Here is a 12,628-nt window from a genome sequence, read left to right as displayed (position 1 = left end):
GGCATAGAAGTAGAGCATGCAGCGTATTCGAAAACAGAATCATTTGCGGCAGCAGCCGGCTGTATAATATAAGAAGGGAATTTTTAAACAAAAGGAGGAAAAGTATGGATCAATCATCTATTGCGCCGTTGATCGACAGCTTTAAAGAATTATTCCCGAAGGAGACCTCATTCGCTGCTGCAAGTACAGATGCGTTCATTTACTATAAGCCGAGCCGGTCGGTCGACCTGTCAATTACCCCGGGCGACAGGGTGGTACAGGATACGGTCAGCTACCATTCTTTGGCCAGCAAGAAGAAAACGTCCCGGCACGTGAGCAGACACGTCTTCGGTATCCCTTACTACGGAACGTCGGTGCCAATTATTCAAAAAAATGAACTTGTCGGCTGTCTGACCGCAATTACCGTGCCCGGCGAAGCTCCGGAAGAGCTTAAAATATTAACGATGGAGCATGAAAATGGCTGGAAACCTGTTCCCTACAGCGACGTTTCTTACATGGAAGCATACGAACGGAAAACGTGGATGCAGACGAGTGCAGGAAGGGGCACAAACAAATTCACGCTGCATCAGCTGGAATGGCTGCTGCCGGAGGATACATTCATCCGCTGCCACCGTTCATTTATCGTGAATTTAAACAAAATCCGGGACATTCAGCCGGATTCGCATTCCACCTTTACGCTCATTATGGATGAAGGGTCCCGGGTGCCGGTTGGCCAGACGTATGCGAGCACCTTCCGGTGGCGGCTGCAATTCTGATTCATCCGCAAATATGCTGGTTTATTCATGAATACCGGTCGTTTGTGCATAATTGAAAGAATCTTATGACACATCCTGCTACGCTGTACAAAAAGAAATGAGGGTTTACCGTGAACAATAAACTCCAGCAGATGCTCCGGCACAACGGTTTAAAGGAACGCATCGTGGACAGTGAAACAGCAGCAGGATGGATCAAGGACGGAATGACTGTGGGCCTGAGCGGTTTTACACGAGCAGGAGACGTGAAAGCTATGCCCGGGGCTCTCGTAGAAAAAGCGAAGCAGGAAGAGTTCTGTCTTGACGTTTATACCGGGGCTTCGCTTGGTTCGGATACTGACCAGATCATGACTGATGCCGGCATTGTTTGTAAGCGATTACCTTTTCAGGTGGACCAGCGGATGCGGGAAGAGATCAACCAGGGAAATATTTCGTTTATTGACCAGCATCTGTCCCACACGGCAGAAAGTGTAAGGAACGGGTCGCTCAACCGTATTGATGCAGCGATCATAGAAGCAGTGGCAATCACCGAAGAAGGATGGATCGTGCCTTCCACCTCGGTAGGCAATTCGGCAGTTTTTGCAGAAGAGGCTGATATGATTATTGTGGAACTGAACATGGCCCAGCCTGCCGATCTGGAAGGGATGCACGACATCTACCATATGGGCCGGCAGGGAGAAAGAGGGCCGATCCCGTTAAGGGACGTAGAGGACCGTATTGGCACTACCGCCATTCCAGTTAATCCGGAAAAAATCCAGGGGATTATCGTCACGAAGGAGCTGGATTCACCGTCGACCGTTACAAGCCCGGATGAAACAACAAAGGCGATGGCCGGACACCTGATCGATTTCTTGAAAAATGAATACGCTCACGGAAATGCTGAAAAAGAGCTCCCTCCGCTGCAGTCCGGCATCGGCACAGTAGCGAACGCTGTGTTTCACGGGCTATTGGATTCGGAATTCACGAATCTGGAGGTGTACTCCGAGGTGCTCCAGGACGCCGTGTTCGATTTGATGGACGCCGGCAAAGTCCGGTTTGCGTCAGGCTGTTCGATTACTCTTTCCGGGGAGAAAATGAACAAAGTTTTTCCAAAGCTTGAAGACTACCGGGATCAGTTGGTCCTGCGTCCGCAGGAACTATCCAATCACCCGGAAATCATCCGGCGCCTCGGCCTGATTTCCATTAATACGGCCCTCGAAGCAGACATCTACGGCAACGTTAATTCCACTCACGTAAATGGCACGAATATGATGAATGGCATTGGCGGTTCCGGAGACTTCGCCCGCAACGCCCGCACAGCCATTTTTGTAACTAAATCAATTGCCAAAAACGGTGACATTTCCAGCGTGGTGCCGTTTGTCTCCCATGTGGATCATACGGAGCACGACGTTGATATTCTAGTGACAGAGCAGGGCTATGCAGACCTCCGGGGGCTTGCGCCGCGGGAGAGAGCTGCAGAAATTATTCAGCACTGCGTGCATCCGCTGTATAAGGAGCAGTTGTGGAGTTATTTTCAGCGCGCCTGTGAGGAAGCCGGCGGCCAGACACCGCATCTTCTGGAAGAAGCCCTCACCTGGCATGTACAGATGCAGAAGGAAGGGACAATGCGGGAAGCAGCGATGAAAATCTAAAGTCAGGAAATGGAGCCCAAACCTCGGTTTTATGTACGTGGGCCCGGAAGATTACGGGCGGGGCTCCAAACCGTAGTTATTCCTCCTTGCGGTGAAGGGGTCAAATCCTCGTAGCAGAATTTATGCTGAATGTTTCTGGAGCCAGGAAAGTTCAGGGAAGATTAACAAGCGAGTGTTACCCAATGGGAATTATGGGGTTATCTCCTTCAGAATATAAAGCATCGAACACCTAAAGAACCAGCAGAAGGTTAATTTCTGCTGGTTCTTGTCTTTAAACAGATCGTTTCTTTTGGAATAGCCATAAACCACTTCCAAAGGCAAGCAACGTTCCTAAAAGTATATATAGAATAGTATTTGTTGAAGTATCAGGAAGTTCGCCTCCGCCTTCTTCTTCCGATTCAGTATGTTCTGTTTCTTCTGCCGGCATTTCATCTTGATTTATTTTTTCATCAAAGTGGGCTTTTTGGATAAGCGCATGGATGCCTTTTGTCTTGTCTACTACTTGAGAAACTTCATAATCTGTGGCAGCACTTAAATAAGCATAAGCTTTTGCTCTATCCATTCCAAGTTCTTCAGATAGAAAATCGATAGACTCTCTTGTGGATTCTTTCATGGCTTCATCCAAATCTTCATCCAGTCCAATAGGAATCCAATAATCATCTGTTTCTCCAAATGGTTGATCAAATGTGTCATTTTCTCCAGGAATGCTCTCTTCGCCATCTTCTAACACAGTTAATCGAAAGGTGCCTCTAAGGGACCCTTCAAGAGCAGTTAAAGCTACTTCTCCATCTCCTTGAGCAAAGTGAGGGTCTCCGGTATAAAACATAGCTCCCGCCACTTCTACAGGGAGATACAGAGTAGAGCCGACCCCGAGTTCATTAATATCGATATTACCGCCTGTTTCACTTGGGGGCACAGAGTTTACATACTCATCGGTATCTGAAGCAACTCCCATTAAGCCCATAAATGGATCAATAGGAAAGTATACGTCTTCGCCTGGAATTTCTGCCATCCACTCGCCATTTTGTTGTTCTATTGGAGTGAATGTTGACACGTTATTGTACAGTTCTGGGTTTTCCGCGCTGGCTCCTTCCTCTGGGCCTTCATTCTCCGGAAACTCTTCTGGGAGCGCTCCTTTATAATGACGATTGGAGATGACTCCGTAGGGAACTCTAGGTGTTAATGACATAACTTCTACTTTTAATACGTCGCCCGGTTCAGCTCCTTTTACTTCAACTGGGCCAGTAACCACGTGAGGTCCATGATCTTCGAAGTCGTGTTCAATATTTGAAGCTGTTATTTCTTTAGCCTCTTCTAGTACTTGGTCTTCCTCAATTCCATGCTGGCTGAAATATTCTACTGGATCTCTTCCCTGATCTTCAAGTATCCCTTCATGGGACACAGTATCAAAAGTGACAGTTTCGCCTGATTGAATACTTTCAACCGCCTGGCTTTCACGGTTAGGCAAATCCCCCCAATGAATATTTTCTACTGAAGAAGGCACATAATATTCGCCTTCTGCTTCTTCAGCATTAATTTCATTTAATGGAAAATCTGGTGTCTCCTCAGCATGTGCAGTTGTTTCTAAGGCAGGCATGGCAGCTAAAATTCCTGTGGTAGTCAAAACCCCTAGTTTTCTTTTTACATTCTCCAACTAATTTCCCCCTTAAAGCAATATAGCCACTACCTTATCAAAAAAATAACCATAAAGGGATTTTATGTAAGAAAATGTACGGAAGATTTTATGTATTTAATAATCTATTATGCGACATATTATCTAAGGAAATTGAGTATTAACATCGCTTTGAATTTAAAAAAGGCGCCCACAGTGGTGGACGCTATTAACAAATTATAAGGTTGATTTATAAACTTTTCCTTCTTTCATGACGAATAGAATATTTTTTTCGTTTTCTAATAAGCGAATGTCTTCCAGAGGGTTTTTATCAACAATTACAAGGTCAGCCCATTTCCCTTCTTCCACTGTGCCGGTATATTCTCCCCATCCAAGACACTCAGCGGCTGTTTTTGTTGTAGCGATAAGGGCATCCATAGGGGACATGCCAATATCGCACATTAATCCCAATTCGCGCAAATTCGTCCCGTGCTTCATAACGCCGGCATCTGTGCCCATGGCTATAGTTACTCCAGCTTCATAAGCTCTTTTAATACTTTCTCTGTGATGTTCAATAACTTCCCGTGATTTTTCCATCGCATATTCACTCATATTACCTTCATTTTCTCCATCCTCTAAAACAGCTACAGGTGCCAGCAGTGTCGGGACCAGGTAGGTACCATTCTTGATCATTAGTTCGATGGCTTCGTCATCTAAGAAAATCCCATGCTCAATGGAATGAATACCTGCTCTAATAGCATTTTTAATTCCCTCACTTCCTTGCGCATGAGCCATAACCTTTTTACCTTTACGGAAGCTGGCTTCTTCCACCATTACTTCCAGTTCTTCCTGGGTGAATTGAGTGAATTCTGGGTGATCAGTAGGACTGGTTACACCCCCCGTAGCATGTACTTTAATAACATCTGCCCCAGCCCGCAGCATTTTTCGTACCGTTTTTCTTACTTCTTCTGTTCCGTCGCAAACGCCATTTGGCATGCCCGGATGATCAACTCCGGTGAGATAGGCGTCCACCCCTGATCTCATCCAATGATCGCCGTGGCCGCCGGTAATCGTAAGTGGATTAATGCTAATTTGCATTCGGGGCCCCTTAACAAGTTCATCATTAACAGCCTGCTTTAATCCTGCGTCTGCAAAACCTGCGTCTCGCACCGAGGTGATCCCCGTTTGAATGGTCCTTTCTAAGTAATGAACACTTTCATAAAAGCGATATGAAAAAGGAGTGGTGAGCGTTTTTTGCATGCTTTTCATTTCAAGCATCATATGTACATGAGTGTCTATAAACCCGGGTAGTACATATTTTCCTTCTGCATCGATCACTGAGGTATTATCCGCTGCTTTTAACTCTGCCTCTGGCCCAATAGCTTGAATTTTGTCATCCTGTATTAATACTGAAGCGTTTGTAATAGGGTCATTACCTTTCCCATCAATTAATGTGCCATTTTTGATTAACGTATTTTCCATTTTTATTCTTCCTTTCGATTAATTGAGTGTACCGACTAGAATACTTGCGATAATAATAGAGCCAATGCTGACTGAGGTGAAACCACCTATCAGCATAGGGGCCACCAGCTCATCCATAATTCTTTTCCGTTCAATTTCCGTACGTCCAACACTCCTGCTTACTTCTTCTACGATTAAGTAGTCTCCAGGAAATCCATACATCGCAGTTAGTGCTACTGGAATTGATTTAGTTGGGTGCCATCCGAGCCATTTGCCCCCAAGCCAGCCTCCTAATGTCAGCCCCACTGTACCTAAAGCCATAATTACTAATGCGGGGACCAAAGATGCGATAATTTGTTCAAAAGTAATGCCAACGAGGCTTCCAATAACGACAAATATTAATGCAATCATAGTGATACCTGAACTATTAGCTTTATCCAGGGCATGGTCTGGATAAATTCGGAGTGCTGCTCCAGCAATACCGATCAAAAGACCCCAAATACTACTATTGATAAATCCAGTGATACTGCCAAGAAAAGTGGCGAGAGAACCACCAATTAGCAGAAGAAATAATAGAAAAAAACTGCTTTGCATCAATCTGTCGGGGAAGAGTAATGGAGATGCGGTTTGTTCATCGTGCTGAACGGTAGCTGCTGTTTCCGTATCTGCTGGGTTTTCACCTCGAATCAACAAAGCATATTTTCTTAATAAAATAGCCGTTAAAGGCATGCCTACAAGGTTTTGGAGGGCAAAGATAACGACAGGTATAGCTGCTAAAGAGGTCAATCCTGCCTCAGTAAGCCCGTCGCGAGTAATGATATAAGCAAAAATACCTCCTGAAATCGGTCCAGCACCTGCTACTGCACTATTATAGTTAAATAGGAAAGAGACGATCAGCAAAATGATACTGACTGAAATAGCCACTCCTACTAAAGCAGTCAACACCGCTTTATACTGCGCAAAAAGAACTTTTAGAGGGATCATTGTGCCTAAATGCACTAAAAGTACTGGAACCAGCATACTTCCAAAAGCAGTGAAAACAGAAGATTCCACTAAGCTCTCAGGAATAATACCAGTTTGAAATAATACGAGCATACCGAAGACCACGACCAAAAGCGTTGGAACTTTTGCTCTAGTGGAAATCGAGCACAGCTCTCCTAAAGCTATGATAGCAACGATGATAAGTGCAGCGTAAATTGGTTCCACTCATTTCCCTCCCTGTTTCAGCCCAACAAAATTTTCTCAGTATTTTTAGAGAATTGAAACTAGAATAGCAAAAAATTTATCTTAAAAGAAGGAAAAAGCAAAATATTCAAATATCTTACTTATTAAAATAAGGTTTCGGGAAGTAGAAAATCACCTCCGGCATGGACGTTTTAACGTCATACCGGAGGCGTTTTTGCTTCTCCTTCAGCTCGGTTGCATCGTGAGCTGGCGCAAAGATATCAGCCGTCGTTTCTCGGCAGTGGATAAAATCCGTTATAAAGCTGCTGCCATAGCGGCTCTGGAACATGATATTTCGTCGGCTCGTCTGGATCAAAGGTGGCATTGATCTCGTGCTCGCGACCCTCCTGAATTTTTCGCACAAACTGATAATCGAGCAGCAGCTCCCGTCCGAGGCAGACCAATTCCGTGCCCGTCTCCAGAGCACTCAAGGCATCATCTGCCGTGAAAATGGAGCCGATGCCGACTAGCGGAGCACGGCCGTCAATCCAATCATGGATCAGTTGAATCCGTTTCTGTCCATAATACGGACCTTCCCGCGTTTTGGAATGAATATCCATCAGGGACACATGGAAATAATCCAGCGGCTGATCAGCCAGCTTATCAATCAATTCCTTCGTCAACTCCATCGTAATCCCTGGAGATTCGGCTTCTTCCGGGGAAAATCGGTATCCTACAATAAAATCGTCGCCGCCATATTCTCTGGCTGCGGCGGTTACCTTCTCAACAACGGCCAGTGGAAACTTGAATGGGTCGGCCCACTCGTCATCCCGGCGATTATAGTACGGAGACACAAACTGTTGAATGAGATAGTGGTTGGCCCCGTGAATTTCCACGCCGTCAAAGCCTGCCTGGGCCGCACGTCTCGTCGCTTCCCCGAACGCCCGAATTGTTTCTTCGATTTCTTCTTTTGTAATAGGACGAGCCTGGTGCTTTTGTGGCTCGCCAAAGCTTGCCAGTTCAATTTCACTTGGCGCGGCTACATCGCCCCCGGGAGTCAATTTAGGCAGAGACTGGGCTCCGCCGTGGTGAATCTGGGCGACGGCTTTTGCCCCGTTCTTTTTCATGACAGCAGCTTGCTGGCGCAGGCCTTCGATATCCGAGTCTCTGGCGATGGACGGCTGTCCGGGGAACGCTTTCCCTAAAGCTGTCACATTGCTTGCTGCCGTAATAGCCAGGCCGACATCCTCCGATCGTTTTTCAATATATGGAAGTTCGCGGTCAGATATAGTGCCATCCTCATTGGAGGAAACATGGGTTAACGGCGCTAACACAAAGCGATTTCTCAATATTGTACCATTCGGTAATGTTAATGGTTGAAATAGTGGGGTATATTTTTCATTCATTGCATAAGCCCTCCTTCTGCCAACAAACTATAGCACGATCCAAAAGGTCTTCGCGAAAATGTTGCTTAGCGTTATACAGTTAAAATTTTCAACAGAGGGAGTAAAGAGAATGATATTACTTTTTATACGAACGAATACATGTAAAGTTGAACCTAAGGGTATACCAATAAAGGAAATATTTGTTATTAATCAGGGGTGAAAGGAAGAATGGTAATGAAAACTCAGCAAACAACGTTATCGAAATCAAAGCTATATTCATTAGCAGCCTCGGGGGTGCTGCTGATGGCCGCCGTGCTTGTTATGCTTGCCCTGGACTACACCCGCGTTGGGCTGCTTCTCCTTTTTTACGGAGTAGGAGTTCAGCTCATTGCCCGTGCAGTGCTGGAATGGACCGATGGGGTTCCCACATTTTATTGGCGGTTACTGTTGGGAGCAGGAATTATCATCCTAATAAGTTCGTTTCATCTGATATCATAACTGAAAGGTTAGGCATGAGAGCGGCTGAGAAGGCTGTAAGTTATGAGCGGTGCAGGTATCGTTATATGGATACTGACCATCTTTTTTCAGCTAATGGATCAACGGAGTGAAAAACTTAATAAATGAACAGGCGTTTTGGCACCAGTGGACCGGGCGCACTGAAAATGGTGTAGGACTGGGGCTGTTCCCTGGAATTATGATTTGGTTTCCTGGACATTTCCTGTAAAAAACTAATTGAGGAGGGAACTATGAAAGATAGAGAGACGATGAAAAAAGTAATGAAGCGTGTAGTAGGAAGTATTTTTATTATTCTTACGATCGTGTTTATAGCAGTAGGTATTAGAAATGGTGAATGGTATATCCTGGGTTATATTGTTAATCTAATTATTTTTCCAGCGGCTGCATCGGTATGTATTACTTCTTCTTTCCGCCAAGGCCATGAATTTTATTGCTAAATAAAAGCCTAAGAGGAAGGTCTCTGATAACGGTTTGATATACTTCACTGAAATCAGTAAAAGATTGAAAGAACTTTAGACTATCCTGACTGCTTATTACTTATTTCAAAGTCTTTCGCCCTTAGTGCATATAACGTTTACATGAGGTATATGCCATGATAAGATAAGCATATAAAAGTTCTCTATCATTTTTTCACCAAAAGGAAGAGCCTGGATGCTGGTGACATCCAGGCTCTTTTTGTTGCTTTCATCGCCTGTTCCTGCATTTCTTACGTATTAGCTTTAGCAACATATCAGCAAATACGATTCCTAACACGGTAGATGCGAAAGGAAAAAGAAAGTGCGTTAATAAAAGTTCTGCTACTATTTTTTCACCTCCCTTCTGACACATTTCGCCAGAAGGTGAACAGGCGATAAATCCTATTATACCAAAGCCTAAGCCCTAAAAGAAATCATAGTATATTATGCTTTTGAATAGTGGAAGACGCCACAAGCGAACGTTTGAAATTTATTTTCTTTTTTATTTTTGAAGACTTCTCTTTAACGTTTATGAATACTTTGTGTCCATTCATGTGAAAATATTCACAATAATTTAAAATGCGGTATACTAAAGATAAGAAATATGTGAATAGATTCACAAAAAGGAGGGGTCAAAATGATTATTCGTTTCTTGAAGGAGTCGACGATTGCGGCGGTAGTGTTTCTGCTGGCTCGTATGTACTTAGGTTGGGCATGGCTCACCTCAGGACTGGGAAAAATTACAGAAGGCTTCAACCCCGGCGGGTTTCTGCAGGGAGCTGTCGCTGAACCGGTTATGCAGGGCGGGGAAACGGCAGCAGCTTATCCCTGGTACACTGCTTTCCTGGAAAACGTCGCTATTCCAAATGCCGGACTGTTTGGTTTTCTCGTCATGTGGGGGGAAGTACTGGTAGGTGCCGGCTTAATTGTTGGCTTGTTTACCACCACTGCCGCCTTTTTCGGAGGAACGATGAACATGGCATTTCTGCTGGCAGGTACAGTGTCGACTAATCCGATCATGCTTATTCTTGCAATTCTCATCCTGGTTGGAAAAGGCAACGCCGGTAAAATCGGACTTGATCGCTTCGTTCCAGCTGTAACAGAAAAAATCGGCCGTAAACCAAAAGCGCATGAAACGCCCAAAGCCGCATAGTAGTAAATAAAAAGCCCTTACAGGAGGGCTTTTTGCTTGTACGAATATGTAATAATATCGAAATAATACGGAGAAACGTTTACGAAACAGGAGCGGTGGAAAGATATATGTTAGCAGTATTAAAGCAGAAATTATTTAATAATGTTTGATAGATAGCTGTGGTTGGAAGGGAGGCTGCATTCATGGAATTTATTATAGGTATTCTGCTGCTCATCGTATTCGTTTTCCTGGTTATTCGTATGGCCGGCTGTTTCTTTAAGTTTATCCTGCCGGTGGCCATAGTACTTGTGATTGCTTACTTTATTTATAACGCCATACAGGGCGGATGACAATGATTAAATGAAAATCCCGCTTTTCAGCACCCGCTGAAAAAGCGGGATTTTTTGTGCTTCTTTTTAGTCTTTGTTCGTTTGATCGACCATGCGGACAAGCGCTTTGGCAATAGCGTCTTTTTCATCTTTTTCGGCATTCTGCCAAAGCTCGTTTAATACTTTTTCTTCCCGGTTGCGAGGCTCTTCATGCTTGGAAAGGTGTTCGGCCACACGCTTGGTTGCTTTCGCCAGTCCTTTTTCTCCGAGACCAATGCTTTCGCCTTTTTTCACCTGGTCGCCCAGATAATTTTTAAATGTATTAAAGTTCTGCATGATCTGGTCTTTGTCTTCCTGGTCCAGCTTATCGACGTACTGTTCTGCTTTTTTTGGATCTTCCGCCATTAGTATCTCTCCTTTAGATTGAGTAATAGTAAAGGGTTTCCTTTTTCAAAGATAAAGTAAACAAAAATGAAAAAAGATAAGTCATAATTCACAGGTGAAAGATGCAATTAAAAATAAATCTGAAAATTAATATGTTAGATAAGCTTACGTGAAGATTGTTTTCTGCTGGAATGTTGATTAGACTACAAATCAACAGCAAAAACAGTATATAGGTTTCCGCCAGCTGGAAACGCTAATGCTTTCTAGGGTTCCGCTTCTTGAAAAAGAAGGGCAGGTCCGAGAGAAAGCGGTACAGGCATTGCTGCCTGTATACACGGAGGGACAAAAGCCCGGGAGAGTGAAAACTCTTCCGGGCTTTTTATTTATTTTAGGTGCTTATATTACTAAGGGAGGCTCCATGATGGAAAAAATAATTGAAGCAGGAAGCAAATGGTCGAATGTGTTGGCAAAGGGAAAAGCAGTCCGGTTTACCGCACTTGAAGACGGGGCTAACATTTCACTTCTGCTGTATAACGCCAAAAATACAACAGACCGTTACAATATGCCCGATTCGTTAAAAGCGCAGCACACATCGAAATTTACGAAAGGAAACATTCTGATGACTGATAACGGCCGTGCCATGGCAAGCATTATTGAAGACAGCTCCGGATGGCATGATCCTATCGGCGGTTATTCAACAAGAGCAGGGACCGACAGCCGGTACGGTGAAACCACGTTTCAAAAGCTGTTGAACGATTATTACCGGAGCGGTGAAGAAAACTTCGTCAAGGAGCTGATGCGTCACGGCTTAACAAAAAGAGACCTGGTGCCAAACATCAATTTATTTTCAAAGATCTATGCCGACGAAGCCGGCAGTATGCATTTTGATCCGGAGCATGCCAAAGCGGGGGACACGATAGTGATCCGTCTGGAAATGAACAGCTTAATGATCATCTCAAATACGCCAAACCCTCAGGATCCGGCAACAGACTTTCCGTCAGTACCGGTGAAAATGGAAGTATATGACGTGAAGGAAGCAGACGGGCAGGACTATTGCGTTAACTATCATCCGGAAAACAGACGGGCGTTCGAAAATACATGGGAATATCATTCATTACTAGTATGAAGGGGAGTTTAACATGAATATGCTAGCAAAGGTACAAAGTGAAAGAACCGCGGACACAGCCGTATATGAACAGCTGATTCCGGCCGGCGAAGGCTGGATCAAAGAACTGCAGCCCGGCCAAGTGTTCCGGATTGAAGACGTGGAGGGAAACGAAGCAGCTGATACACTCTTTTTTGATACGCAGCACCCGGAAGATCATTACAGTGCGATTAACACTATTAATGCACAAAACAATATTTATTTAACGACTGGTTCAGTACTAAAAGCCGAATCCGGAAAGGATTTACTTGAAATCACAGCCGACACGGTCGGGCGGCACGACACGCTTGGGGGAGCCTGCTCGTCTCAAAGCAACACGGTCCGCTACGCCCATGACCGGGAGTCGATGCACAACTGTCGTGACACCTTCATGTACCAGCTGGCCAAATATGGTCATGATTACAGTAAGCGCGACATAGCGCCGAATATCAATTTCTTCATGAATGTGCCGGTTACGCCGGAGGGCGGCCTGGATTTTGATGACGGAATTTCAGGGCCCGGCTGCTATGTGGAAATGACAGCCAATTGCGCAGTGACTGCACTCATAAGCAACTGCCCGCAGTTGAATAATCCGTGCAGCGGTTTTAATCCAACGCCACTTCGTGTACTCATCTGGGATAAATAGATTACTAAAAGGAGAGA

At 44.7% G+C, this 12,628-nt stretch carries 13 protein-coding genes and 1 riboswitch; of the genes, 8 read left to right on the top strand and 5 right to left on the bottom strand.

All coding sequences use genetic code 11. The annotated features are described in order from the left end of the window. Positions 1-104 precede the first annotated feature (104 nt). Complete coding sequence (locus CHL76_RS07440) at positions 105-755, top strand: LytTR family DNA-binding domain-containing protein (RefSeq protein ID WP_079475359.1); 651 nt, start codon at positions 105-107, stop codon at positions 753-755. Positions 756-865: 110 nt separating this feature from the next. Next, complete coding sequence (locus tag CHL76_RS07435) at positions 866-2,383, top strand: succinate CoA transferase (protein ID WP_079475360.1); 1,518 nt, start codon at positions 866-868, stop codon at positions 2,381-2,383. 271 nt (positions 2,384-2,654) lie between these two features. On the opposite strand, the gene CHL76_RS07430 is transcribed toward CHL76_RS07435, so the two are convergent. The 4 genes from CHL76_RS07430 to CHL76_RS07415 all read right to left on the bottom strand — a co-directional run bounded on the left by CHL76_RS07430 (position 2,655) and on the right by CHL76_RS07415 (position 8,026). Next, positions 2,655-4,037: an acetamidase/formamidase family protein gene (locus CHL76_RS07430; RefSeq protein WP_233133267.1), complete on the bottom strand. Its 1,383-nt coding sequence runs from the start codon at positions 4,035-4,037 to the stop codon at positions 2,655-2,657. A 195-nt stretch (positions 4,038-4,232) separates the two neighbouring features. Further along, positions 4,233-5,477, bottom strand: coding sequence for a metal-dependent hydrolase family protein (locus CHL76_RS07425; protein ID WP_079475362.1), 1,245 nt, complete (start codon positions 5,475-5,477; stop codon positions 4,233-4,235). An 18-nt stretch (positions 5,478-5,495) separates the two neighbouring features. Next, positions 5,496-6,662 (bottom strand): hypothetical protein, encoded by a 1,167-nt coding sequence (locus CHL76_RS07420; protein WP_079475363.1) that lies wholly within the window; start codon positions 6,660-6,662, stop codon positions 5,496-5,498. Between the two features lie 239 nt (positions 6,663-6,901). Next, positions 6,902-8,026: an NADH-dependent flavin oxidoreductase gene (locus tag CHL76_RS07415; protein ID WP_079475364.1), complete on the bottom strand. Its 1,125-nt coding sequence runs from the start codon at positions 8,024-8,026 to the stop codon at positions 6,902-6,904. Positions 8,027-8,239: 213 nt separating this feature from the next. Between CHL76_RS07415 and CHL76_RS07410 the strand changes: the two genes are divergently transcribed. The 4 genes from CHL76_RS07410 to CHL76_RS16995 all read left to right on the top strand — a co-directional run bounded on the left by CHL76_RS07410 (position 8,240) and on the right by CHL76_RS16995 (position 10,458). Next, positions 8,240-8,503, top strand: a complete 264-nt coding sequence (locus tag CHL76_RS07410; protein ID WP_079475365.1) for a hypothetical protein — start codon at positions 8,240-8,242, stop codon at positions 8,501-8,503. A 248-nt stretch (positions 8,504-8,751) separates the two neighbouring features. Continuing rightward, a complete protein-coding gene (locus tag CHL76_RS07405) occupies positions 8,752-8,958 on the top strand; it encodes a hypothetical protein (protein ID WP_079475366.1) in 207 nt (68 codons plus the stop codon). 655 nt (positions 8,959-9,613) lie between these two features. Further along, positions 9,614-10,129: a DoxX family protein gene (locus CHL76_RS07400; protein WP_079475367.1), complete on the top strand. Its 516-nt coding sequence runs from the start codon at positions 9,614-9,616 to the stop codon at positions 10,127-10,129. A gap of 182 nt (positions 10,130-10,311) precedes the next feature. Continuing rightward, positions 10,312-10,458, top strand: coding sequence for a hypothetical protein (locus CHL76_RS16995; RefSeq protein ID WP_158219098.1), 147 nt, complete (start codon positions 10,312-10,314; stop codon positions 10,456-10,458). Between the two features lie 66 nt (positions 10,459-10,524). Here CHL76_RS16995 and CHL76_RS07395 read toward each other — a convergent pair whose 3' ends face one another. Continuing rightward, on the bottom strand, positions 10,525-10,842 hold the full coding sequence (locus CHL76_RS07395) for a DUF3243 family protein (RefSeq protein ID WP_079475368.1): 318 nt from the start codon (positions 10,840-10,842) through the stop codon (positions 10,525-10,527). A gap of 231 nt (positions 10,843-11,073) precedes the next feature. After that, positions 11,074-11,180: riboswitch (guanidine-I (ykkC/yxkD leader) on the top strand. Positions 11,181-11,242: 62 nt separating this feature from the next. On the opposite strand from CHL76_RS07395, the gene CHL76_RS07390 reads away from it, so the two are divergent. Then, on the top strand, positions 11,243-11,947 hold the full coding sequence (locus CHL76_RS07390) for an urea amidolyase associated protein UAAP1 (protein WP_079476978.1): 705 nt from the start codon (positions 11,243-11,245) through the stop codon (positions 11,945-11,947). Positions 11,948-11,966: 19 nt separating this feature from the next. After that, the gene (locus tag CHL76_RS07385; protein ID WP_371862261.1) at positions 11,967-12,611 is read left to right on the top strand and encodes an urea amidolyase associated protein UAAP2; all 645 of its coding nucleotides are present in this window, start codon (positions 11,967-11,969) and stop codon (positions 12,609-12,611) included. The last annotated feature ends 17 nt before the right edge of the window (positions 12,612-12,628 follow it).

Origin of the sequence: Marinococcus halophilus (genome assembly GCF_002265875.1) — a bacterium.
GTDB lineage: Bacteria > Bacillota > Bacilli > Bacillales > Marinococcaceae > Marinococcus > Marinococcus halophilus.
This window is presented reverse-complemented; position numbering and strand designations above follow the sequence as displayed.

Coding starts and splice junctions, on each gene's coding strand:
- CHL76_RS07405 (WP_079475366.1), top strand. CDS start 8,752: ATGAAAGATAGAGAGACGATGAAAAAAGTAATGAAGCGTGTAGTAGGA.
- CHL76_RS07410 (WP_079475365.1), top strand. CDS start 8,240: ATGAAAACTCAGCAAACAACGTTATCGAAATCAAAGCTATATTCATTA.
- CHL76_RS07390 (WP_079476978.1), top strand. CDS start 11,243: ATGGAAAAAATAATTGAAGCAGGAAGCAAATGGTCGAATGTGTTGGCA.
- CHL76_RS07440 (WP_079475359.1), top strand. CDS start 105: ATGGATCAATCATCTATTGCGCCGTTGATCGACAGCTTTAAAGAATTA.
- CHL76_RS07425 (WP_079475362.1), bottom strand. CDS start 5,477: ATGGAAAATACGTTAATCAAAAATGGCACATTAATTGATGGGAAAGGT.
- CHL76_RS07395 (WP_079475368.1), bottom strand. CDS start 10,842: ATGGCGGAAGATCCAAAAAAAGCAGAACAGTACGTCGATAAGCTGGAC.
- CHL76_RS07400 (WP_079475367.1), top strand. CDS start 9,614: ATGATTATTCGTTTCTTGAAGGAGTCGACGATTGCGGCGGTAGTGTTT.
- CHL76_RS16995 (WP_158219098.1), top strand. CDS start 10,312: ATGGAATTTATTATAGGTATTCTGCTGCTCATCGTATTCGTTTTCCTG.
- CHL76_RS07415 (WP_079475364.1), bottom strand. CDS start 8,026: ATGAATGAAAAATATACCCCACTATTTCAACCATTAACATTACCGAAT.
- CHL76_RS07385 (WP_371862261.1), top strand. CDS start 11,967: ATGCTAGCAAAGGTACAAAGTGAAAGAACCGCGGACACAGCCGTATAT.